A 23,856-nucleotide genomic window follows, 5' to 3' on the forward strand; every position below is an offset into this window, starting at 1 on the left:
CAAGCATCAATTTTAGAGAGACTGTTGCATTTTGAGGTGAATGGCATGTATGAGAAAAAAAGAAGAAAGACAGAAAAGCAGATAGAGACTAGCTTGTTGCAGCTGATGAAAGAGCATACTTTTGAGACGATCAGTATTCGCCAATTGATTGATTTGGCAGAGGTGAATCGCAGTACTTTTTATCGGCATTATCTGGATAAATATGATCTGTTGGAGAAGATAGAAGACCGCTTGCTAGGTGATTTGCAGACTTATTATCAAGAGTCTCTAGAATCTGCTTGCTTGTTCAAGTTAGAAAAGGATTTTAAGGTGGCTGACTATATCCATGAGAAACAAAATCTTTTTCATTTTTTTGAGCCTTACTTGGAAGACTTAGCCATTCTTTTGGGACCAAATGGCAGTCCAACTAGTTTGCTGCGGTTGCAGGAAGCTTTGAGGGAGATTTTCTGGCAGAGTATTTCCTTGGCTGATCCACATTTAGAGGAGGTTGAGGTGGACTTGCTCCTGAATCATCAAGCCGCATCCTTTATGGGAACCCTGACTTACTGGCTGGCTCATCCTCGCTATAAGGCTCAGCAAATGAGTGATTTTCATGCTAGGGTGACCTCTGTCGGTCTGGCGGGCTTTGTCAGAGAGCATATGGAGGGGGATTGACAGGATAGTTTTTCCAGCTTGCTTCTTTATGGTATAATAGTCTGGAATATCTCAAAGGAGGACAGCTTTGTTTTTAGCTTTTAAAGAGATTGTCTACAGTCGCGGACGCTATCGTTTAGTGGTTGCTGTGGTCTTTCTCATTACCTATATGGTTTTCTTTTTATCCAGTCTTTCCGTTGGTTTGGCTAGGCTCAATCGCTTGGCTTTGGACCAATGGCAGGCTGAGTCGATCGTTTTGTCGGAGTACGCAAATAAGAATCTAATAGCTTCGACTCTCAAGGAAGAGGAATACAGCCGTCTGCTTCAAGGGGACTCAATTGCGGCTTTAGGTCAGACGTCAGCAGTGGCCAATTATGAAGATGGGACTGATAAACTCAATGCTCAGGTTTTTGGTCTCTCTTGGGATAGTTTTCTAGCGCCTGACATTATTGAAGGACGTCCTGCTGAAACTGCTTATGAAGTCATTGCGGATAAGCGTCTGCAGCAAAAAGGTGTGAAACTAGGCGACCAGCTTCAGCTTAATGGAAGTGAGCGCCTCTATCAGGTTGTTGGTTTCACAGAGGATAACAGCTTCTTTACGCAACCTGTAATTTTTATGGATCTAGATGATTTCAGGGAATTAAAGTACGGCTCTAGTCAGGTTAAGAATATCAGTGCACTTGTGGTCAAGGATGGTCAGAAGATTGAAGAAGCTGGACTTAGTCAGCTCTCTATGAATGATTTTATAGAAAATATCCCTGGCTATCAGCCTCAGGTACTGACTTTTTCCTTTATGATTGGGGCCATGGTTCTGATTACATTTTTGGTATTGGGAATTTTCATGTACATCATTACCATCCAAAAGACGCATCTTTACGGTATTATGCGCGCCCAAGGAATTGCCAGTGGGAAGATTATTGCTTCTATTTTTTGGCAGATTTTCATCCTGTCCACTCTGGGAATCAGCTTAGCTGTCTTGGCTCTTTTGGGAACCCAGCTAGTCTTGCCGGCTTCTATGCCTTTTTACAGTGACTGGAGAGCTTATGCTGGATTGATTGTCCTCATTATTTTCATGTCACTGGCTGGCGGACTCTTGTCCATTCATCGGGTTCTGAAAATTGACCCTATCACAGCAATCGGAGGTGAGTAAATGTCAATCATAGAACTAAAAGGGGTTACAAAAGAATATGGTCAGGGGCATACGCTGGTCCAAGCCCTGAAACCAACTGATTTCCGATTGGAAGCGGGGCAGTTTGTAGCTATTATTGGGCCGTCAGGTTCGGGTAAAACAACCCTTCTGACCTTGCTGGGGCATTTGCAAACTCCGTCAAAAGGACAGATTTTCCTGCATGGGAAAGATACCTCCCAGCTCAAGGAAAAGGAACGGGCTGCTCTACGCTTCAATGATTTCGGCTTTATTTTGCAGGCTTCCAATCTCATTCCTTTTTTGAAAATCGAAGACCAGTTCCAGCTGATTGACCGCTTATCTAAAAAGGAGAGAACAGATCTAGACAGTCTGATTGAGCTGCTGGATCTTAAAGGAACACTCAAGCAGTATCCGAAAGAGTTGTCCGGCGGAGAACGGCAGCGAGCTGCTATCGCCCGAGCACTTTACAATAGCCCTGATATTATCTTGGCTGATGAGCCGACAGCTAGTCTGGATACAGAGCGGGCTAAGCGCGTGGTCCATCTACTCAAAGAGGTGACCCAGAAATTCCATAAGAGCGTGGTCATGATTACTCATGATACCCGCTTGCTGGACGAGGTTGACAAGGTTTATGAGATGCAGGACGGAGTACTGACTCAAGTTCGATAAAGCGTTAGAAGCTTTAGGCAATCAAACAGAGAAAAAACAAGGAGATAGCCATGATTCATTATAAAATAAATCCTCAGCTAGATTTTGCGGCAGTGCTAGACCTCTACGCTTCGGTTGGTTGGAGCAATTACACTAATCGACCTCAGCAGTTAGAGAAGGCCTTCCATCAGTCCTTGTTTGTGATGGCGGCCTATGACGAAGACAGGTTGGTTGGTTTGATCCGAGTGGTCGGAGATGGGCTTACCATTGTCTTTATTCAGGATTTGTTGGTATATCCGCAGTACCAGCGTCAGGGGATTGGCCTGAGCCTTCTTCAGCAGACGTTGGAAAGATTTAAGAATGTTTACCAAATCCAGTTGGCAACGGAGCAGTCAGATAAAAATCTAGCTTTTTATCGAGAGCTCGGCTTTCGCCGACAGGAAGATTTCGACTGTACTGGCATGATTTATGCACCTAATAAAAATTAAAATTCTAGAGGAGCTTGTTATGAACCGCACCCCAAAAGTTAGATTTTTTCTGTCTAACTTTTGGGGTGCGGTTCACTTTATGGGGCTTTTCTCTATCTACTTTTATCTCAATGGCAGTATGGAGCTGCTGGTAACCATTATGATGATTGTCAGTGGTTTTATGATTTATGAAAATCTAGACGGCGTTGGCTCTTTCTCTTCTCTCCTGCGCATTGTTGATCTGTCGGTTGATATGGTCAATCAAGTCTTGGCTATCCAGCCGATGGACATCAGCGGTCAGGATATTGAGCCTAAGAGCAGTCGGATTGAGCTGAGAGACGTTAGCTTCTCTTATGGAAATAAGAAAATCATTGACCGAGTTTCCCTCACCATTCCAGAAAAAACGACAACTGCCTTGGTCGGACCTTCTGGATCAGGCAAAACAACGCTCTGCAACCTCATTGCCCGCTTCTGGGATGTGGACCAAGGAAGTATCAGTCTAGACGGGCATGATGTCAGGGATTACAGCTATGACAGCCTGATTCGTAATTTCAGCTTTGTCTTTCAAAGCGTCTATCTCTTTGAGGATACCATTGCTAATAACATTCGTTTTGGCAAGCTGGAGGCCAGTCAGGAAGAAGTAATAGAGGCTGCCAAGAAAGCGGCCTGTCATGACTTTATTCTCTCGCTGCCTGATGGCTATGATACCAAGATAGGTGAAGGAGGTGCCAGTCTTTCTGGAGGTGAGCGCCAGCGCATTTCCATTGCTCGGGCAATTATCAAGGATGCGCCTATCATCATTCTGGATGAAGCAACAGCCAATGTTGATCCAGAAAACGAAGAAGCTCTCATGCAGGCTATTCAGGCTCTGACTAGCGATAAGACCATTATCATGATTGCCCACCGACTCAAGACAGTTGAGCATGCAGATCAGATTTTGGTGCTGGATCAAGGCCGCATTGCCGAACAAGGCAAACACCAAGACTTACTAGCCAAACAAGGTATTTACAGTAAGTTTATCCAAGAAAGAAAAACAGCCGCCAGCTGGCGGATTGATAAACTGAAACAGCAGGCTATTTGGCTTGCTGTTTTTCATCTGAGAAAAATGGTATAATAAAACTATCTTTGTTAATTAAAATAAGAGGGAGTCTCATGTTTAAATCGAAAAAGTGGATTTTTATTCTTTTCATTGTTATTGCCCTTCCGATTCTTATTATAAATCTACCATTTTTGACTAAGCCTCAATATAGTAACGATGGTAAGTTTATTCTTGAGCATCAAGATTCTATTAAAAAAAAGATAATTGAAAACTTGGATTTCGAAAAGAAACGCATAAAATCTGTGACACTTTTGCCAGGTTCTGCTAGCGGAGAGTATGACAATGGCGGTGACGTGAGTGGGAATTATCATATCTATTTTTCAGCCTATGTCAATGATAATAAAGAACAATCATTAAGAACTGAATTGTCTTTTCCAGATGCTGGCATTGCACCCTTTACTTTTATCCATCCTAACCCTTATAAAGACAAAAGTCAGGATATGAGTACCTGGTATATGGGCGAGATTGAAATATCGGAAGATTCTTCTTGGGATTGGAAGCGAGAGCAGGATGATGCAAAGGAAGCCTTGTATAATTTTTCGAATGCTCTTGCTGATTCAGGAGAGAATATCGTGTATAGAGTTCAAAAAGAAAGGGCGACTCGTTTCTTTAATGAATGGCTGCAAGTACATCAGGAAAATTTCAAATCAGCGATTCAATCAGAACTGTATAGGGAACTTCCAGAACTCGAACAATCATTGGGAAAGATTCAAAGTATTCGTCTGAGTGAACATCAGTCCTATTTTCCATCTTCTTCTAGAGAACTTAGTTTTGATATATCCTTTGAAAAATATCCTGAAGAAGTTGCAACCATGAAAGGAGTGGTTCGTTCTCAAAGTGAACAATCTATCTTTCAAGATTCTTCAGCATCTGCATCTATAAGTTTTGAGAATGGACGTTTTGTTATTGATTCTGAGAATGATTCAAAGCTATATTCCATTTTTAGCAAGAGTAGACTAGGAAGCAGTGCAGGGGACATATCTTATTACCTCCCAGAGGATCATGGACATAGCATTTTAATTCCGTGAAAATCGAGCAAGCCGTTTGGCTTGCTGTTTTTCATTTATTGGCAGGAATGGTATAATAGTGGATAGTCGTGAGAAGTAGATTAGTGAATTTGGGAGAATGATGAAAAATAGAGTTAGAAATAATAAATGATAGCGATATAATCTATCAACTTGGAAAAAAAGAATAAAATGTTTAATTTTAGATGAAGAGGTACCCCATGAATGAAATCAAATGCCCCAACTGCGGGGAGGTTTTTACTGTCAATGAGAGCCAGTACAGTGAGCTTTTGTCGCAGGTTCGGACTGCAGAGTTTGACAAGGAGATTCATGCTCGGATTGAGCAGGAACTGGCTTTAGCAGAGCAAAAATCCCAGAATGCCCAACAAGCTCTCCTATCGCAGAAAGAGCAGGAAATTAGCAATCTTCAAAGTCAAATTGCTCAGTTTGAAACCCAGCAGGAATTGGCAAAGAAAGAGGCGGAGCAGGCAGCTAGTCTTCAATTGCTGGAGAAGGATAAGGAAGTTCAGCAATTGGAAAGTCAGCTGACAACGCTGCGCTTGGAGCATGAAAATCAATTGCAAAAGACCTTGTCTGCGCTGGAAAAAGAGCGCGACGAGGTTAAGAATCAGCTAGTTTTGCAAGAAAAGGAAGCAGCGCTGGCTCAGACCTCGCTCAAAGAGCGCTATGAGGTAGAGCTGCGGCAGAAAGATGAGACCATAGAGTTCTACAAGGATTTTAAGGCCAAGCAGTCTACTAAGATGATTGGTGAAAGCCTAGAGCAGCACTGCGAGTACGAGTTTAACAAGAACCGTATGGGGATGTTTCCACGAGCGGAGTTTGGCAAGGACAATGATGCCAGAACCGGCAGCAAGGGTGACTACATTTACCGTGAGGTGGATGAAAATGGTGTAGAAATCCTCTCTATCATGTTTGAGATGAAAAATGAAGGCGATGAGACGGCGACCAAGAAGAAAAACGAGCATTTCTTCAAAGAGCTGGATAAGGATCGGCGGGAGAAAGGCTGTGAGTATGCTATTCTGGTGACACTTCTTGAGGCTGATAGCGAGCTCTACAATTCGGGTATTGTCGATGTGTCCTATGCCTATGAGAAGATGTATGTTATCCGGCCTCAATTCTTCCTCCCCATGATTACACTCCTGCGTAATGCTGCGCTTAACTCGCTCCAGTACAAGCAGGAACTGGCCTTGGTGCGGGAGCAGAATATTGATATTACGCATTTTGAGGAAGATTTGGATGCCTTTAAAGTAGCTTTCGCCAAGAACTATCAGTCTGCTTCGACCAACTTTGGCAAGGCCATCGAGGAGATTGACAAAGCCATCCGCCGGATGGAAGAAATCAAGAAGTTCCTGACAACCTCTGAAAACCAGCTGCGCTTGGCTAATAACAAACTGGACGATGTCTCTGTCAAAAAACTGACACGCAAAAATCCTACCATGAAAGCTAAGTTTGAAGCTTTGAAGGAATGAGAAAAATGGACTTAACAACCCGTTGGATACAATCAACCAAATTTGCTGAGATTGATCGAATTATAGAAAGACTGCCACAAGAAGGGAAGGAAACTTTTTATCAGCAATGGCAGGCTGCTTCTTCGGAATTACGTAAAGAAATTTGGATTGAACGTGGCAAACAAGTACTGTTAGCTAATGTAGTTTATTTTTTACTACTTTGCTATTTAGTCTTTTTTCAAGGGATGCCCTTATCTGTTAAGGATTTACCTTATCTTGGACTAGGTTTGTTAGTTTTTTCAGGGATTGGATTTATGGACGATGAAGAGGTGACTGACTTAGTTATTAAGAAAAGACGTCAGATAGCAGTAGCTATTTATAAACAGTATTTTGAAAGAAAAATAGAAAAATGATAGCTCAATTGACTGTTCAAGAATATGAGAAAGAAGACGCAGAAGTTCTGCCACCCCTGTATAAAGTATTGAGCTATTCAGTAGAAAAAGATGAATTGCAAAGTAGACTCAGGTATATTCTTGCTAATCCAGCTTACGGTTGTTTAGTTGCTGAGAAAGAATCTCAGATTCTTGGCTTTATCGGCTATGCTAAACGTTACTTTTTCGAGGCCACAGGTTTCTACTATCGAATTTTAGCTCTGGCGGTCAGTCGAAATGCCAGGCGGCAAGGAATTGCAACAGCTCTGATGGACAAGGTCAAGAAGATAGCTAGTCAAGATGGTGCCAATGATGAACGGTTGGCTGCGTATGCCCAAAATTATGGCTTTCGTCAGACTAGCCTAGCTTTTGCGAGGAACGTAGAGGAGAATGAGCATGGGAAAGAAAAAAGCTAAGACTAGATCGGAAATACCGAAGGAGCCCGACCTCAGCCCTGCTATGCAAGCCCTTTTAGAAGAGGCCTACACCCTGTTTAATTGCGATTTACACTTTCCTCTGACCCTTTGTAACTGCCCCGTCTGCATCTCCGAAGAGAATCTCAGAGCTTTACAAACCATTCCTGTCAGGGAACTGAGTGAGGTGTTAATCTATGAATACCTCAACGCGGTGGTTAATAAGAGTGATGACGACTATCAAATCAGGCATTTTCTTCCTCGGATTTTAGAGATGATTGCTCACTACATTGAAATCAGAGTCGATGATTCTCTTAATCTGGATCGGTGTCACTTTGAAAGTGACAGTTGGAAGCCACAGGAGTTAGATTTTATGCGGCGCTTCTCACGTCAGTTTATCCTTGATACGATTAATTTTAGACCCAATCAAGCTGATGGTGTGGCGGTTTATTTGGTTATGTTTGATCTGGCTGGCCTCGAAACCAGCCATCTGCTAGATAGGTGTCTTTGGCTGGAGGAAGCTGATCCCATCAAGGCACTACTTGCTCTGGAGGAGATTTACTACAATTACACCAAGAATTATGCTCACTTTGACTATATTTTTTCGGACAATCCTGCCTTTAACCAGCAGATGACAGATTGGCTGAACAGTCGGGAACTGGCTCAAGGTTTTTTTCCAATATTGGAAAATGTTCTCCTATCGGAGGAAGAAATAACGACTACTGAGGACTGCCGCCTTGAACAGCTTTATCAGATTTTTGAAAGTCGGATAGAAGTGTGACGGTTTCGTTAAGTTTTTGAAGTCAATCATTAACATCCATATAAACTGATGAAATTTTTGGAGAAAATCAAGAACAAAAAGTGACTGTTAATTCAGACTCAGACCTGTCAAGAATATGATGCAAGAGCAGACAAGGATTTCCAAAAGAGAGTTTTACTATTTTTAGAAAGTTAACCAATGAACGGAATTATCAACCTAAGAAAAGAAGCGGGCATGACCTCGCATGATGCGGTATTTAAGCTGCGAAAGATTTTAAAAACCAAGAAAATTGGTCATGGGGGAACCTTGGATCCAGATGTGATCGGGGTGCTTCCGATTGCTGTGGGCAAGGCGACGCGCTTGGTCGAGTTTATGCAGGAGGAAGGCAAGGTCTACGAGGGGGAGATTACTCTAGGCTGCTCAACGACGACAGAGGATGCCAGCGGAGACATCTTAGAGCGGACGCCAGTGACAGAGCTTTTAGAAGAAGCCCTTATCGATGAAGCGATGGAGTCCATGACTGGTGAGATTCGCCAGATTCCGCCCATGTACTCTGCAGTCAAGGTCAATGGCCGCAAGCTTTATGAGTATGCAAGAGCGGGTCAAGAAGTGGAGCGGCCAGAGCGGCAGGTGACCATCTATAGTTTCGAGCGCACCAGTCCGATTGCCTATGAAGATGAGCAAGCCCGCTTTCGTTTTCGAGTCAAGTGTAGCAAGGGGACCTATGTCCGAACCCTGTCTGTTGATTTGGGAGCCAAGCTTGGCTTTGCCAGTCACATGTCCCAGCTGACACGGACTTCCTCAGCAGGTATGAGCTTAGATGATGCCTTGACATTGGATGAAATAGCAGAGCGAGTAGCAGTAGATGATTTTTCCTTCCTCCAACCACTCGAGTTAGGAATCGGAGATCTACTGAAAGTTGAGCTCTCAGACGAGCAGGTTGAGGATGTGAGGAACGGCCGTTTTATCAGCTTGATGTCAGAAGAAGCGGAGCTAGCTGGCTTTTATAAGGAGAAGTTAGTAGCCATTTTGGAAAAGCGGGAAGCAGCCTACAAGCCCCGCAAGGTCTTCCTTTAATATCCGCAGTAGAATTGTCAAAAGATTGTTACTCTTTTGTAATATGAAATGTGCGCTTGCATGTTATAATAATTTCATTAAACCTCACAAAAGGACAGCAACTGCACAACTGCTGTCCTTTTGTTTTGCTTTTTTTCGATTTTGACAAACGCCCTGACTAGAGCAGTCAAATCTTTTTGAATATTTTGCAGTTTAGCACGGAACGGATATTGTAAAAATAGCAAATGCGTAGTAAAATAGAGGAATGATGATAACCAAGAGAATTATAGATGAAAAAGGGATTGATCAGACAGAAGATACGGTCCTTGTTCTAGGCTATTTCGATGGGCTGCATAAGGGCCATCAGGCACTCTTTGAGAAAGCGAGAGAGATTGCTGCGGAGCAAGGTCTCAAGATTGCCGTGATGACCTTCCCAGAGTCTCCTAAACTGGCCTTTGTCCGCTATCAGCCTGAACTCATGCTGCATCTGGCTAGTCCTGAAGACCGGATGGCACAGCTGGAAAGTCTGGGTGTTGACTATCTTTACCTGATTGATTTTACTAGCCATTTTGCGGGCAATACAGCTCGGGACTTTTTTGAGAAGTATATATCTCGTCTGCGTGCCAAAGCCGTGGTAGCTGGCTTTGACTATCATTTTGGCTCAGACCGCAAAGAGTCACATGAGCTGAGAGATTATTTTAATGGCAAGATTGTTATCGTTCCCTCGGTTAATCTGGATAATCGGAAGATTTCTTCCACTCGGATTCGAGAGACGATTGCTGCCGGAGATATGCTAAAAACTCAAGAATTACTAGGCTATCCTCTATCTACGCGTGGCATTGTGGTTCATGGCAATGCCAGAGGACGGACGATTGGCTATCCAACAGCCAATCTAGCTCCTTTGGATCGAGTCCATCTCCCAGGAGATGGCGTCTATGTCGCGGATGTTGAGCACAATGGTCAGCGCTATCGTGGTATGGCTAGTGTTGGGAAAAATGTAACTTTTGACGGTGATGAACTCCGTTTTGAGGTTAATATCTTTGATTTTTCTCAGGATATTTATGGAGATACCATTCGGATTTTCTGGCTGGATAAGATTCGCGAGATGGTTAAGTTTGAAGGTATTGACAGTTTGGTTGCTCAGCTGCAGAGCGATGAACGGATCGCTAGAAGTTGGACTGGTTATCGAAATAGTTGAAAAATTTATATTTTCATGACATTCGGCAGTAATTTTCAAAAAAATATAGTCAAGCCAAATAAAATTTAGTATAATAGAGGTAGTTATTATACAGAATTAGAAGAGAAACGCATGATTACATTATTTTTATCGCCGAGTTGTACTTCTTGCCGTAAGGCGCGTGCTTGGCTGCTAAATCATGAAGTGCCCTTTCAGGAACATAATATCATGACGAGCCCTCTGTCAGCTCCCGAATTGCAACACATTCTTTCTCTGACAGAGAACGGTACAGACGACATTATTTCAACTCGTTCAAAAATTTTTCAGAAATTAGATTTAGATGTAGAGGATTTGTCCATTTCAACCTTGATTCAGTTGATTGAGGAAAATCCCAGTCTTTTGCGACGCCCAATTATTTTAGACGGCAAACGGATGCAAATCGGCTTTAACGAGGATGAAATTCGTGCTTTCCTGCCTCGTAGTTATCGTAAGGAAGAGTTAAGATCCGCAACCATGCGGGCAGATATTCAGTAAAGATGAACAAAAATTATAGTTACCCACTAGATTTATCGTGGAGCACTGAAGAGCTTGCTTCGGTGCTCTCTTTTTTTAATGATGTAGAAGCAGCTTATGAGCAGAAAGTCCAAGCGGAAAAGCTCTTGAAGTCCTATGCGGCTTTCAAGCAAGTTGTTCCTAGCAAGGGCCAAGAGAAGCGAATCGGCCGTGAGTTTGAAAATGTCAGCGGTTATTCGCTTTATCGTGCTGTTCAAGAGGCAAAAAGTAAAGGTAAAGGAAGCATTTCTCTTGGAAAATAAATTTCATTTTGCTAAAGAAATCATCTACCAAGCTGGTGCTTTTTTGAGAGAACATCTCTATGATGATTTGGATGTGAGTCAAAAGACTAGTGCCACTGACTTGGTCACCCAGATGGACCGGAAGGTTCAGGATGATTTGGTGGCTAAGATTCTAGCCCGCTATCCGCAGGATGCTATTTTAGCGGAGGAAAATGGACTCCGACATAATATTACTGATGGCAATGTCTGGGTGATTGATCCGATAGACGGGACCACCAACTTTATCACTCAGAAGGCTGATTTTGCCGTTATGATTGCCTATTTTGAAAAGGGCATTGGTCGTTTTGGCTTGATCTATGATGTGACTAGAGACCAGCTCTATCATGGTGGCGGAGACTTTGACGTCTATTGTAATGACCGGAAACTTCCTGCTTTTGAGGACCGGCCTTTTCAAGATTTTCTCATGGCTTCCAATGCTGGTATGCTGCAAGCCAATGATTGGGGCTTGGCAGACTTGGCCCGAGAGTGTTTAGGGGTTCGGGTTTATGGCAGTGCTGGAATTAGCTTTAGCAAGGTACTGTCTGGTGGCCTCCTAGCTTATTTCTCCTACAACTGGCCTTGGGATTATGCGGCGGCTTCGATTATGGCGAAGAAACTAGGCTTTATCGTCCAGACCTTGGATGGCAGTCAGCTAAATTTCCAGACTCGGCAGCCTGTCATGATGGCGCCTAAGTGCAAAATATTGGCTCTGAAGCCTTATTTAGAAAAGGGGAAGCAGTAGATGGACTTTCCTAAAGGTTTTAAAGAAAAATATGAGCAGATTTTAGGTGCAGAAGCGGCGGACTTTTTTGCGACCTTTGACGAGGAGCCGATTTCGGCCTTTCGCAGCAATCCTCTAAAAGAAGGCCAGCAGAATTTCTCAGATGCCATTCCTCAGACAGACTGGGGCTTTTATGGCAAGGTGTCTGGCAAGTCTGCTGAGCATGTGACTGGTCTGGTTTATTCGCAGGAGCCAGCAGCTCAGATGGTGGCTCAGATAGCAGCACCATCTAAGGGGATGAAAGTCTTAGATTTGGCGGCGGCTCCAGGTGGCAAGTCAACTCACCTCTTGTCTTTTCTGGACAATATGGGCTTACTGGTCTCCAATGAAATCAATAGCAAGCGCTCTAAAATCTTAGTGGAGAACATTGAGCGCTATGGTGCCAGAAATGTGGTGGTTACCAATGAATCAGCTGAGCGGTTGGCTCAGGTTTTCGAGGGATATTTTGATCTGATTGTTTTAGATGCCCCTTGTTCGGGCGAGGGTATGTTTCGCAAGCAGCCGGATGCTACTCAGTATTGGACTCCGAATTATCCAGCCCAATGCGCCCAGCTCCAGCGAGAGATTTTAACAGCTGCTATGAGCATGCTTGCCAAGGATGGTCGTCTGGTTTATTCGACCTGTACTTGGGCTCCTGAGGAAAATGAAAACATCGTTGCTTGGTTACTGGAAGAATTTCCACTTGAACTGATTGATATTCCTAAGATAAACGGGATGACTGAAGGAATTGGCTTTCCTGAGACAGCTCGGATGTATCCGCATCGCTTCAAAGGTGAAGGTCAGTTTGCAGCCCATTTTCGCTTTACTGGTGAGAATAGCTGCAAGAAAATTAAATCAGGTAAGAATCGTTTGACGAGCGAGCAAAGAAAACTCTGGCAGGATTTCGAGACAAAGCATCTAAAAACAGTCTTGACTGGAGAGCTGCAGACCTTTGGGGACAATCTTTATTTATTGCCAGCTGGACTGCCAGACCTGTCCAAGCTAAAGATTGCCCGTAACGGTTTGCATCTAGGAACGTTTAAGAAGAATCGCTTTGAGCCTAGCTTTGCCCTAGGATTGGCTATGAAGCCCAGCGAAGTTCTGAATCGAGTTGAAATCAGTAATCAGGACTTCAAGAAATATGCGGCAGGTGAGACGATTGAACTGGCAGAACCGCAGCCAAACGGCTGGTACCAACTAGTCCTTGGCGGGAACGGTCTGGGCTTTGCAAAAGTCACTGGAAAAACCCTGAAAAATTATTTCCCAAAAGGCCTGAGATTTAGATAAAATATTAGGAAAAGCTGGTATTATATGATATAGTTGAAGATGTGAATGTATTGAAAAAAGCTTCTTTCTGCTAAGTAAGAAATACTAAAGATACTTCCCATCCTCTTGATTTTATTAAAGGAGAAATCTTTTGAACAAATTGAAAAAATTTGCTTTAGCGCTGACAGCTCTGGGCTTAGGACTCACCTTATCAGCTTGTTCATCATGGATTGACCGTGGTGAATCTATGACAGCAGTAGGGTCAACTGCCCTGCAGCCTTTAGTTGAAGCGGCAGCTGATGACTTTGGCTCAAACAACATCGGTAAAACGGTTAATGTACAAGGGGGGGGATCTGGTACAGGTCTGTCTCAAGTGCAGTCAGGAGCTGTTGAAATCGGGAACTCTGATGTTTTCGCTGAAGAGAAGGAAGGAATCAAAGCGTCTGACTTGGTGGACCATAAGGTCGCTGTGGCCGGTATTGCTGTGATTGTCAATAAAGAAGTTGATGTGGATAATCTAACGTCCGAGCAGCTGCAGAAAATTTTCACTGGTGAAATCACCAACTGGAAAGAGCTGGGCGGTAAGGACTTGGAGATTTCAATTATCAATCGTGCGGCTAGCTCTGGGTCCCGCGCAACCTTTGACAGTGTCATCATGGATGGGAAATCAGCTGTGCAGAGTCAGGAACAGGATTCCAACGGTATGGTCAAAAATATCGTTTCGCAAACTCCTGGTGCGATTTCTTACCTAGCCTTTGCCTATGTTGACGAGTCTGTAAAAACCTTGAAACTCAATAACTATGAGCCAACAGCAGAAAATGTTGCTACCAATAATTGGTCGCTCTGGTCTTATGAGCATATGTATACACTGGGCAAGCCGACTGGTCTGGCTGCTGAGTTTCTTGAATACATGCTGTCAGACGATGTTCAAAAAGGGGTAGTTACCAGCATGGGCTATATCTCAATCAACGATATGAAAGTCAGCAAGGATGCTGATGGGAATGTCACAGCAATAGAAGGAGATTCAAAATGAAAAATGAGGAATTAACCAAAAAGTTGTTATCGCCTTCTAAAAATTCTCGCTTGGAGAAGTTTGGCCGCTATCTGACTTTTGCCTGTCTGTCACTGATTGTGGTGATTGTGGCTATGATTCTAATTTTCGTTGCTCAGAAAGGTCTATCTACTTTCTTTGTCAACGGCGTTAATGTTTTTGATTTTCTTTTTGGTGGTGTCTGGAATCCTTCAGGTAAGGAATTCGGTGCTCTGCCAATGATTTTAGGCTCCTTTATTGTTACCATTCTGTCAGCCCTGATAGCAACTCCCTTTGCGATTGGTGCAGCTGTCTTTATGACAGAGGTTTCTCCAAAAGGAGCGAAAATACTGCAACCGGCGATTGAACTTTTAGTTGGTATTCCGTCTGTTGTTTATGGATTTATCGGTCTGCAAATCGTGGTTCCTTTTGTCCGTACAGTCTTTGGAGGTACTGGTTTTGGTATTTTGTCTGGTATTTTTGTGCTCTTTGTTATGATTTTGCCGACAGTAACCTTTATGACGACGGACAGTCTGCGTGCTGTGCCGCGTCACTACCGTGAAGCAAGTCTGGCTATGGGGGCAACGCGCTGGCAGACTATTTGGCGGGTAACACTTAAGGCTGCTCGCTCAGGTATTTTTACTGCTGTGGTCTTTGGAATGGCGCGTGCCTTCGGTGAAGCACTGGCTATCCAGATGGTCGTTGGCAACTCTGCGGTGATTCCAACCTCTTTGACAACACCCGCAGCTACACTGACCTCTGTCTTGACTATGGGAATTGGAAATACCGTTATGGGAACAGTGGATAATAACGTTCTCTGGTCTCTGGCTCTGGTGCTCTTGATGATGAGCTTAGCCTTTAACAGTGCGATTAAACTAATTACAAAAGAAAGAGGTAAGAAAAACTATGCACGCTAAGAAATTAGATAAATTGGCGACTGGCGTTCTCTACACAATAGCGAGTATCATTGTTGCCATCCTTGCCTCTCTTATCCTCTATATCTTAGTTAGAGGCTTGCCACATGTTTCTTGGTCCTTCTTGACAGGGAAATCCTCTTCTTACCAAGCTGGCGGTGGTATTGGGATACAGCTATACAATTCCTTCTTCCTGCTAGTGATTACTCTGATAATCTCTGTTCCGCTTTCTATGGGAGCTGGGGTTTATTTGTCAGAGTATGCTAAGAAAGGTCCAGTGACCAACTTTGTCCGCACCTGTATTGAAATTCTGTCTTCGCTGCCTTCGGTAGTAGTAGGGCTCTTTGGTTATTTGATTTTTGTTGTCCAGTTTGAGTATGGTTTCTCAATCATTTCTGGGGCCTTGGCTCTGACAGTCTTTAATCTGCCTCAGATGACGCGTAACGTCGAAGATAGTCTTCGCCATGTCCACCACACCCAACGTGAAGCTGGTTTGGCCTTGGGAATTTCCCGCTGGGAAACGGTCCTGCATGTGGTCATCCCGGAAGCTTTACCTAGTATTGTGACAGGGATTGTCTTGGCTTCTGGACGTATCTTTGGTGAGGCAGCAGCCTTGATTTATACAGCAGGTCAGTCAGCTCCGGCTCTTGACTGGTCCAACTGGAATATTTTCAGTGTTTCGAGCCCTATCTCTATCTTCCGTCAGGCTGAAACCTTGGCCGTCCATATCTGGAAGGTTAATAGTGAGGGTACAATTCCTGATGGAACGGCTGTTTCTGCTGGTTCAGCAGCGGTTCTCCTGATCTTCATTTTGATTTTCAATCTGGGAGCTCGCAAACTGGGCAGCTATCTGCATAAGAAATTAACCTCTGCTTAAAGGAGAAGAAATGACAGAATATAATTGGAATGAAAAACATATCATTACTTTTCCTGAAGAAAAGGTAGCCTTGTCGACCAAGGATTTGCATATTTACTACGGTAAAAAGGAATCCATCAAGGGCATTGATATGCAGTTTGAAAAGAATAAAATCACTGCTTTGATTGGCCCGTCTGGATCAGGGAAATCTACCTATCTTCGCAGCCTCAACCGCATGAACGATACCATTGATATTGCCAATGTGACTGGAGAGATTCTCTATGAGGGGATTGATGTCAACCGCCCTGAAATCAATGTTTATGAAATGCGCAAGTATATCGGCATGGTTTTCCAGAGACCAAATCCTTTTGCCAAGTCTATCTATCGAAATATCACCTTTGCCCATGAACGGGCTGGTGTCAGAGATAGAAAGGTTCTGGATGAGATTGTTGAGACCTCACTTAAGCAAGCAGCTCTTTGGGATCAGGTCAAAGATGACTTGCACAAGTCAGCCCTGACTCTCTCTGGCGGTCAGCAGCAGCGGCTCTGCATTGCCCGTGCTATCTCGGTCAAGCCAAATATCCTTCTCATGGATGAGCCAGCGTCAGCCTTGGATCCGATTGCGACCATGCAGCTGGAAGAAACCATGTTTGAACTTAAGAATAACTATACCATTATCATTGTGACCCACAATATGCAGCAGGCTGCCCGTGCTAGTGACTACACTGGATTCTTCTATCTGGGCGACTTGATTGAGTACGATAAGACGGCCAATATTTTCCAAAATGCCAAGCTTCAGTCCACTAATGACTATGTTTCAGGTCATTTTGGTTAAGCAGCTGTCCGTATTCATCACGATTCAACAAGCTTAGTCTTTGGTTGAATGTAAAATAAAATGAAGGAAAAACGTATGACAGAACCTATTTTGCAAGTCAAGGACTTGTCGGTTTATTATAATAAAAAGAAAGCCCTTAATAGCGTTTCACTTGATTTCATGCCAAATGAGATTACGGCTTTGATTGGACCGTCAGGCTCAGGTAAGTCAACCTTGCTCAAGGCCATCAACCGAATGGGCGACCTGAATCCAGAAGTAACAACTACAGGAACGGTCATTTATAACAGTCACAATATCTATGGTCCGAGGACAGATACAGTGGAGCTTCGCAAGGAAATCGGAATGGTCTTCCAGCAGCCCAATCCTTTCCCTATGACTATCTATGAAAATGTGGTCTATGGACTTCGGATTAATGGTGTTAAGGACAAGGCAGTTTTAGACGAAGCAGTAGAGCGTTCCCTTATTGGTGCTTCTATCTGGGACGAGGTCAAGGACCGTCTGCATGATTCCGCTATCGGTCTTTCCGGTGGTCAGCAGCAACGGGTTTGTGTGGCACGCGTGCTAGCTACTAGTCCTAAGATCATTCTCTTGGACGAGCCGACATCAGCCTTGGATCCAATCTCAGCTGGGAAAATCGAGGAAACCCTCTACAGTCTAAAAGACAAATATACCATGCTTTTGGTCACTCGCTCCATGCAGCAGGCGTCTCGGATTTCTGAAAAAACAGGCTTCTTCCTTGGTGGAGACTTGATTGAATTTAATGAAACCAAGAAGATGTTCCTTAATCCAGCCCACAAAGAGACCGAAGACTACATTACTGGTAAATTCGGATAACAGAAAGGAATCTTATGCTTAGAGTACAATTTGAAGAAGATTTAGAAAAACTTCATAATCAATTCTACGCGATGGGAAACGAAGTACTATCGCAGATTAACCGAACGGTTCGTGCCTTTGTCACGCATGACCGTGAACTGGCTCGTCAGGTCATTGAAGACGATGCTGAAGTCAATGAATACGAGGTGAAACTGGAGAAGAAATCTCTAGAAATCATAGCCCTGCAGCAGCCTGTGTCTCAGGATTTGCGGACCGTTATTACCGTGTTGAAAGCCAGCAGTGATTTGGAACGCATGGGTGACCACGCCGTATCTATCGCCAAAGCTACTGTTCGGATGAAGGGAGAAGTTCGCATTGAGTCCGTAGAAGATGCCATCAGCAAGATGGGGCGCGATGTTAAGAATTTCGTCGAAGAAACCCTGAACGTCTACCTCAATGGAAATGTAGACCAAGCCTATGCTGTAGCAGCTATGGATGAGAAAATCAACCAATACTTTGATGATATTCGCGATCTTGCTACAGAGGAAATCAAACAAAATCCAGAACTGATTGTGACTGGCCGTGACTACTTCCAAGTTATCTCTTACTTGGAACGAATCGGCGACTATGCCAAGAATATCTGTGAATGGGTTGTTTACTTTGAGACAGGTAAAATTATTGAGTTGTGACGATAAAAAAGGTACGATTTATTTCGTGTCTTTTTTGTATAATCTCAAGTATAGTTAGCATTCTATTTTGTGTTTTAACTTACAACTAACTATGTTATACTACGAGAGTAGAGTTAAAGTTTATATATTTTTATATGAGTACATAATGGAGAATGTTTATGAAGAAAAAGATCATTTTCACCTTGGCAGTTCTGGTACTTCTCATTCCAGGTGGAATCTTTGGTGTGAGAAAGTGGATTGAACACCAAAACTCACCCTATAATGTTAGTGATGTTTTAGACGATAAAGGAGTAAAACTTTACAAACGCGGATTTCGTTTGTTGGAAGAACAACTGGCGACTTACATCAAAGAACACTATTCAGGAGTCACTAAAATAGAATTTTCACCTATACTAGTTCGAGGAGGTGACGGACGATATATGTTTCATGCCAATATTGTTCCTATAGTTTATGATGAATATGGAGATAAGGCGTATTTAGGTAAAAAAATTGGAAATCAAACATTTGCTCATTATGATGATTTTAGTAGTATTAGACTCGATTTTAATGGCTGGGATGAAGAAATCATTGAAATAAGAGTTGGTAGTGAATTTATTGATATATCTGATAGTAAATGTTTACCTGAAAATGCAAAACTTAATTCTGTTAAAGAAATTGATGAAAATATTGAAGCGCTTGTCAATGCTGGTCACCTAAAAGATGTGGTAAAAAGTGAAAAAGGTAGTCAAAAAGCGGAAATTCTCTATAATACAGAAATTAGGAAAGGAGACCATTTGGAATGGCGTTGACAGATGAAAAAATACAAGAGCTACAAGTCAATGTGCTTGATATAATAAAAGAAAGCGATGCTGGAAAAGACTATACAATCCCCAGAACTAATTATAAGTATAGGTTAATCAACGAAATCAATGAAACCACCCAAGCTATTGCTTTTGCGCCTCTTGATAAGGAAGGGAATCCAGATTTCAGTCAAACTACTATTGTTGTTGCTGGTACTCAATCACCTAATAACGAAAATAATAACCATGTTATAGAATCTGGATTTAATGCGGTACTGGCAAGAAATCAATTAACAGAACAGACAAAGGACGTTCGAGAATTTTATAATCAATCATTAGCTAGTGCTAAAAAAATGGCTGGCAAAGGACAAGAAGTTGATATCAGTAATATGTCGGGATTTAGTCAAGCGGGACCAGCAGTTGCTAAAGTAGCTGCGGAAATGAAAGTCCAAAAGATTACAAATTTCATGGACTGGGGTGCGTGGAATTCGTTGATAAAAAATACAGCCGACTATAGAGGTATTAGTGATGAAGAATTAGCATATATTAATAAACACTTACATTCATACAGTGATCAAGGGAAAGATTTAACAAGTTGGGATGGTCATGGAGGGATCATTCCGTATGGAAAAGTATTTACTGTAGAGGGAAAACATCATAATGCTGGGTTACCAAAGATTAAAGGTAATAGGCCAGATTTTGAATGGTATGAAAAAAATGGTCTTTTCTGCTCTGGCATGACCGAAAAGCAAGTCAAAAAGATTGCAAAACTTAAAGCAAAAATGTACGAAATAAATGCCGCAACCGCAAATTATGGATTAGACTATGCAAAAAAAAATCCTGATCATTATGTCCTTGAGTATTTAAAGGAATATGGAGACTTCGCTCCTGAGCCTTCTAAGCAGGATTTAATCGCTATAAATAGAGAATACATTGATGAATTGCATGCCTCGTTAAGAACCAGTTCTGACAAAAAAACAATTAGTTTGAGAGAGGAGCTTGTTCGTACAAGCGCGCAAACAGCTCAGCTTCAGGCTGAAGTATATGAGCAAGAAATTAAAGATAAGATAAAAAGTGCTAAATCTAGTGTTGAAAATCATATCAAAGAACTGAGAGATGCAGCTCATACCCTTGCTCACAACCTTTCATCTGGTGAAGTGGAAGATCTCTTGTCTGAACTGACCTTATCCAAAGTTTGGAATGGGGGGCAGAAGCCTCAACTCTCGCATCAGCAAGTGCATATACGACTAAAATGACGGAAATCGCTGGTAATTTAAACAAGGCCGCTGATAATATCGTAGCGATTGATCAAAAAGGCGCCCAGATTTTCACAAAAAAATAGGAGAAAACGCATGATTGAACCAAATACAGAAGATCGAGCTGAAGCCGAACGCATAAAAAAAGAATATTTAAAGATTCAGGAACGAATTGCCATTCGCGGCTTGATTTCAGCTAAAAGAGCTGTCCTACTTGAAGAAAGTCAAGCATTGCAGAGTTGGCTAGATAGTCAAGCTGAGGCTATGAAAACTTTTGCCTCTACTCAAGTACCTGCTGACTTATCTGGAGCTTTCACAGGTGGAGCAGCAGATTCAATCAAGGAGGTACTAGGCGCTGTTCCTAAGCCTAGTTTGACCAGCCCTATCTTATAGGAGGCTTTATGGATATTCAGAAAAAGATCGATCGTCTTGATGATGATCACATAGCCTTTCGTAAGAAAGTTAGTGAGTATGAGTGGGATTACCAAGATATGAGACGAGAGGCTAAAAATGTTTCAGAGCAAATGAGCGGATGGATATTATCTTTTTGTCGTAATAGTCCTGATACCGTGCCCTCATATGAATTAAGACAAATAGAAGAAAATAGAGAAATTTTTGAGAGAAAAATTCAGCGTTATGAAGAACGGCTAAACAAAACTTATCACGAAGAAAATCGAATCTATAATAAAAAATTAGAGGAACTTGAGAAAGAAAAGAAGAACTCTTGACCTTTCTTCCATTTTCATAAACTACATAGACAGGTTATTCCTCTGTCTTTTTGTTTGCATTTATTCTGCAACGAAATCTTTTAAATATGATACAATAATAACAGATTATAAGCGGATAAGGATAGCAGAGTAATCTTGCTTCGTTGTTCGCTAGATGAGGAGAAGCTGATGCAAGCAGTTAAACATTTTATTGAAACATTTGTTCCTGAGCACTATGATCTCTTTTTGGATCTGAATCGTGCCGACAAGACTTTTTCAGGCAAGGTGACCATTACTGGGGAAGCTAAGACGAGTAAGATTTCCCTACATCAAAAAGATTTAACAGTTGAAGCTGTAGAGGTGGCTGGCCAAGCTCGTCCTTTCACTCTTGATAAGGACAATGAAGCTCTTTATATCGAGCTGGAAGCAGCTGGGCCTGTAGTGATGACAATAACTTATACTGGTAAGATTACGGATAATATGACGGGAATTTACCCATCCTACTACACGGTAGATGGTGTGAAAAAAGAGATTATTTCTACGCAGTTTGAGAGCCATTTTGCCCGCGAAGCCTTTCCGAGTGTGGATGAGCCAGAGGCTAAGGCAACTTTTGATTTGGCTTTGAAATTTGACCAAGAAGAGGGTGAGTTGGCTCTGTCTAATATGCCAGAAATTGATGTTGAAAACCGCAAAGCGACTGGCGTTTGGAAGTTTGAAACGACTCCACGTATGTCTTCCTATCTCTTGGCTTTTGCTGCAGGTGATATGCAAGGAATTACTGCTAAAACCAAGAATGGAACCTTGGTAGGAGTCTATGCGACCAAGGCCCACCCAGCCAGCAATCTAGAGTTTGCTTTGGACATTGCGGTTCGCTGTATCGAATTTTATGAAGAATACTATGGAGTCAAGTATCCTATTCCTCAGTCACTTCATGTGGCCCTGCCAGACTTTTCTGCTGGTGCTATGGAAAATTGGGGTTTGGTGACCTATCGGGAAATTTATCTGCTGGTGGATGAAAATTCAACAGCTCTGAGCCGTCAGACAGTTGCCTTGGTTGTTGCACACGAACTAGCCCACCAATGGTTCGGAAATCTAGTGACCATGAAGTGGTGGGACGACCTCTGGCTCAATGAAAGCTTTGCCAATATGATGGAGTATGTCTCAGTTGATGCGATTGAGCCTAGCTGGAAGATTTTTGAAGATTTCCAGACCAGTGGAGCTCCTTATGCCCTCAAGCGTGACGCGACAGATGGCGTCCAGTCGGTCCATGTAGAGGTCAAGCATCCTGATGAAATCAATACTCTTTTTGATGGAGCGATTGTCTATGCCAAGGGTAGTCGTCTTATGCACATGCTGCGCCGTTGGCTGGGAGATGATGCCTTCCGTAAGGGGCTAGGTGCCTACTTTGAGAAGCACCAGTATGGCAATACCATCGGTCGTGATCTTTGGGACGCTCTTTCTCAAGCTTCTGGCCGTGATGTAGCTGCCTTTATGGATGCTTGGCTGGAGCAGCCGGGTTATCCAGTTGTCACTGCTAAGGTCGAAAATGACTGCTTGATTTTGACCCAGAAGCAGTTCTTCATTGGGGAGCACGAAGACAAAGGTCGTCTCTGGCCAGTGCCTCTTAACAGTAACTGGCAAGGACTTCCTGATACTCTGACGACAGAAAGACTGGAAATTCCTAATTATGCAGCCCTGGCAGCGCAAAATGACGGGGCCCTGCGTCTCAATACAGAAAACACTGCCCACTATATTACAGATTATCAGGGTGAGTTGCTGGATGCTCTTCTGAATAATCTTAGCTCTTTGGACAATATCAGCAAGCTGCAAATCGTGCAAGAGCGCCGACTTCTGGCAGAGTCAGGTATGATTTCCTATGCGGATCTGCTGCCAGTTATCAGCAAGTTGGCAAACGAAACTTCTTATATGGTGGTTTCAGCTGTTTCCCAAGTGCTAGAAGGATTGAACCGCTTTGTGGATGAGGGCAGTCAGACTGAAGAAGATTACAAAGCCCTGCTGAAAGTACTTAGTCAAAGCAATTTCGACCGTCTTGGTTTTGAAAAACAGGAGGGAGAGAGCGATGAAGATGAGATGGTTCGTCAGCTAATTGTGGGTAATATGATTAAGGCTGACGATGAGACAGCTAAAGCTCAAGCAAGCCAGATTTTTGACCGCTATCGTGATAATTTGGAAAAACTCCCTGCTGCTATTCGTTTGCAGGTATTGGTCAACCAAATCAAGCATCATGAAAGCAAGGAGCTGACTAAGCTTTATCTGGACCTCTATGTCGCTTCAAATGATGGAAGCTTCAAAAATGCTCTTTCTACAGCCCTTTCTTATACGAAGAACAAGGAAACCTTGGATGAACTTTTAGCGACTTGGAAGGATAAATTTACTGTGAAACCGCAGGATTTGTCAGCTTGGTATGCCCGTTTCCTCAGCCAAGATTTTACTCAAGAAGCAGTGTGGACTTGGGCGCGTGAAAATTGGGACTGGATCAAGGCAGCACTAGGTGGCGACATGAGCTTTGATAGCTTTGTCATTAGCCCAGCAGTGGTCTTCAAGACAGAGAAGAGATTGGCAGAGTACAAAGCCTTCTTTGAACCGCAGTTGGACGATATGGCGATTAGCCGAAACATCAGCATGGGAATCAAGGAAATCGCTGCGCGTGTTGAACTGGTTAAGCGTGAGAAAGAAGCAGTGGAAAAAGCAATTCGAGCTGCGATCTGATGGATTTAATTAAATTGACTAGAAAGTCTGAGATAGTAGCCTATCTCAGGCTTTTTCTTTATCATTTTGAGTATTTAAACATTG

Annotated in this window: 25 protein-coding genes and 2 pseudogenes; all 27 read left to right on the forward strand. The window is 42.9% G+C overall.

Features of this window, described 5'->3' with window-relative positions:
- Positions 1 to 45: 45 nt before the first annotated feature.
- Positions 46 to 654 (forward strand): TetR/AcrR family transcriptional regulator, encoded by a 609-nt coding sequence (locus tag RSK81_RS04800; protein ID WP_049553067.1) that lies wholly within the window; start codon positions 46 to 48, stop codon positions 652 to 654.
- 67 nt (positions 655 to 721) lie between these two features.
- The gene (locus RSK81_RS04805; RefSeq protein ID WP_315687596.1) at positions 722 to 1,783 is read left to right on the forward strand and encodes an ABC transporter permease; all 1,062 of its coding nucleotides are present in this window, start codon (positions 722 to 724) and stop codon (positions 1,781 to 1,783) included.
- Complete coding sequence (locus RSK81_RS04810; protein ID WP_314449436.1) at positions 1,784 to 2,449, forward strand: ABC transporter ATP-binding protein; 666 nt, start codon at positions 1,784 to 1,786, stop codon at positions 2,447 to 2,449.
- Positions 2,450 to 2,499: 50 nt separating this feature from the next.
- A complete protein-coding gene (locus tag RSK81_RS04815) occupies positions 2,500 to 2,916 on the forward strand; it encodes a GNAT family N-acetyltransferase (RefSeq protein ID WP_315687598.1) in 417 nt (138 codons plus the stop codon).
- A gap of 76 nt (positions 2,917 to 2,992) precedes the next feature.
- Positions 2,993 to 4,009: pseudogene (locus RSK81_RS04820) on the forward strand (ABC transporter ATP-binding protein); the annotation flags it as partial.
- Between the two features lie 38 nt (positions 4,010 to 4,047).
- On the forward strand, positions 4,048 to 5,022 hold the full coding sequence (locus RSK81_RS04825; protein WP_315687599.1) for a hypothetical protein: 975 nt from the start codon (positions 4,048 to 4,050) through the stop codon (positions 5,020 to 5,022).
- Between the two features lie 197 nt (positions 5,023 to 5,219).
- Positions 5,220 to 6,488: a DUF2130 domain-containing protein gene (locus RSK81_RS04830; protein ID WP_268682149.1), complete on the forward strand. Its 1,269-nt coding sequence runs from the start codon at positions 5,220 to 5,222 to the stop codon at positions 6,486 to 6,488.
- Between the two features lie 5 nt (positions 6,489 to 6,493).
- The gene (locus RSK81_RS04835) at positions 6,494 to 6,880 is read left to right on the forward strand and encodes a hypothetical protein (RefSeq protein WP_315687600.1); all 387 of its coding nucleotides are present in this window, start codon (positions 6,494 to 6,496) and stop codon (positions 6,878 to 6,880) included.
- Complete coding sequence (locus RSK81_RS04840) at positions 6,877 to 7,314, forward strand: GNAT family N-acetyltransferase (RefSeq protein WP_315687602.1); 438 nt, start codon at positions 6,877 to 6,879, stop codon at positions 7,312 to 7,314. Before RSK81_RS04835 ends, RSK81_RS04840 begins: the two co-directional genes overlap by 4 nt.
- Positions 7,295 to 8,092, forward strand: coding sequence for a hypothetical protein (locus RSK81_RS04845; protein WP_315687603.1), 798 nt, complete (start codon positions 7,295 to 7,297; stop codon positions 8,090 to 8,092). The genes RSK81_RS04840 and RSK81_RS04845 overlap by 20 nt, the downstream gene beginning before the upstream one ends.
- Before the next feature lie 177 nt (positions 8,093 to 8,269).
- Positions 8,270 to 9,148 (forward strand): tRNA pseudouridine(55) synthase TruB, encoded by an 879-nt coding sequence (gene truB / locus RSK81_RS04850; protein WP_315687605.1) that lies wholly within the window; start codon positions 8,270 to 8,272, stop codon positions 9,146 to 9,148.
- 247 nt (positions 9,149 to 9,395) lie between these two features.
- Positions 9,396 to 10,325, forward strand: a complete 930-nt coding sequence (locus RSK81_RS04855; RefSeq protein ID WP_312023337.1) for a bifunctional riboflavin kinase/FAD synthetase — start codon at positions 9,396 to 9,398, stop codon at positions 10,323 to 10,325.
- Between the two features lie 111 nt (positions 10,326 to 10,436).
- The gene (locus RSK81_RS04860) at positions 10,437 to 10,838 is read left to right on the forward strand and encodes a Spx/MgsR family RNA polymerase-binding regulatory protein (RefSeq protein WP_002906786.1); all 402 of its coding nucleotides are present in this window, start codon (positions 10,437 to 10,439) and stop codon (positions 10,836 to 10,838) included.
- Positions 10,839 to 10,840: 2 nt separating this feature from the next.
- The gene (locus tag RSK81_RS04865) at positions 10,841 to 11,119 is read left to right on the forward strand and encodes a UPF0223 family protein (RefSeq protein ID WP_002897770.1); all 279 of its coding nucleotides are present in this window, start codon (positions 10,841 to 10,843) and stop codon (positions 11,117 to 11,119) included.
- A complete protein-coding gene (locus RSK81_RS04870; RefSeq protein WP_187759381.1) occupies positions 11,109 to 11,879 on the forward strand; it encodes an inositol monophosphatase family protein in 771 nt (256 codons plus the stop codon). Before RSK81_RS04865 ends, RSK81_RS04870 begins: the two co-directional genes overlap by 11 nt.
- Positions 11,880 to 13,184 (forward strand): RsmF rRNA methyltransferase first C-terminal domain-containing protein, encoded by a 1,305-nt coding sequence (locus RSK81_RS04875; protein WP_315687608.1) that lies wholly within the window; start codon positions 11,880 to 11,882, stop codon positions 13,182 to 13,184.
- Between the two features lie 130 nt (positions 13,185 to 13,314).
- The gene (locus RSK81_RS04880; RefSeq protein WP_002900576.1) at positions 13,315 to 14,196 is read left to right on the forward strand and encodes a phosphate ABC transporter substrate-binding protein PstS family protein; all 882 of its coding nucleotides are present in this window, start codon (positions 13,315 to 13,317) and stop codon (positions 14,194 to 14,196) included.
- Positions 14,193 to 15,110, forward strand: a complete 918-nt coding sequence (gene pstC / locus RSK81_RS04885) for a phosphate ABC transporter permease subunit PstC (RefSeq protein WP_315687609.1) — start codon at positions 14,193 to 14,195, stop codon at positions 15,108 to 15,110. The genes RSK81_RS04880 and pstC overlap by 4 nt, the downstream gene beginning before the upstream one ends.
- Positions 15,100 to 15,984 carry a phosphate ABC transporter permease PstA gene (pstA, locus tag RSK81_RS04890; protein ID WP_315687610.1) on the forward strand — a complete coding sequence of 295 codons (885 nt, stop codon included), beginning with the start codon at positions 15,100 to 15,102 and terminating at the stop codon, positions 15,982 to 15,984. Before pstC ends, pstA begins: the two co-directional genes overlap by 11 nt.
- A gap of 10 nt (positions 15,985 to 15,994) precedes the next feature.
- Positions 15,995 to 16,798: a phosphate ABC transporter ATP-binding protein PstB gene (gene pstB, locus RSK81_RS04895; protein ID WP_315687612.1), complete on the forward strand. Its 804-nt coding sequence runs from the start codon at positions 15,995 to 15,997 to the stop codon at positions 16,796 to 16,798.
- Positions 16,799 to 16,873: 75 nt separating this feature from the next.
- Positions 16,874 to 17,632, forward strand: a complete 759-nt coding sequence (pstB, locus tag RSK81_RS04900; protein ID WP_009660526.1) for a phosphate ABC transporter ATP-binding protein PstB — start codon at positions 16,874 to 16,876, stop codon at positions 17,630 to 17,632.
- Between the two features lie 14 nt (positions 17,633 to 17,646).
- Positions 17,647 to 18,300, forward strand: a complete 654-nt coding sequence (phoU, locus tag RSK81_RS04905; protein ID WP_002895767.1) for a phosphate signaling complex protein PhoU — start codon at positions 17,647 to 17,649, stop codon at positions 18,298 to 18,300.
- 158 nt (positions 18,301 to 18,458) lie between these two features.
- Positions 18,459 to 19,088 (forward strand): hypothetical protein, encoded by a 630-nt coding sequence (locus tag RSK81_RS04910; protein WP_032914885.1) that lies wholly within the window; start codon positions 18,459 to 18,461, stop codon positions 19,086 to 19,088.
- Positions 19,079 to 20,421 (forward strand): annotated as a pseudogene (locus tag RSK81_RS04915) (hypothetical protein). The gene RSK81_RS04910 and the pseudogene RSK81_RS04915 overlap by 10 nt, the downstream one beginning before the upstream one ends.
- Before the next feature lie 10 nt (positions 20,422 to 20,431).
- Positions 20,432 to 20,728, forward strand: a complete 297-nt coding sequence (locus RSK81_RS04920; RefSeq protein WP_012000479.1) for a hypothetical protein — start codon at positions 20,432 to 20,434, stop codon at positions 20,726 to 20,728.
- Between the two features lie 8 nt (positions 20,729 to 20,736).
- Complete coding sequence (locus tag RSK81_RS04925; RefSeq protein ID WP_315687616.1) at positions 20,737 to 21,063, forward strand: hypothetical protein; 327 nt, start codon at positions 20,737 to 20,739, stop codon at positions 21,061 to 21,063.
- Between the two features lie 168 nt (positions 21,064 to 21,231).
- Positions 21,232 to 23,772 carry a M1 family metallopeptidase gene (locus RSK81_RS04930; RefSeq protein ID WP_002912238.1) on the forward strand — a complete coding sequence of 847 codons (2,541 nt, stop codon included), beginning with the start codon at positions 21,232 to 21,234 and terminating at the stop codon, positions 23,770 to 23,772.
- Positions 23,773 to 23,856: the final 84 nt, after the last annotated feature.

The organism is Streptococcus sp. DTU_2020_1000888_1_SI_GRL_NUU_041A (genome assembly GCF_032387735.1).
GTDB classification, from domain to species: Bacteria; Bacillota; Bacilli; order Lactobacillales; family Streptococcaceae; genus Streptococcus; species Streptococcus sanguinis.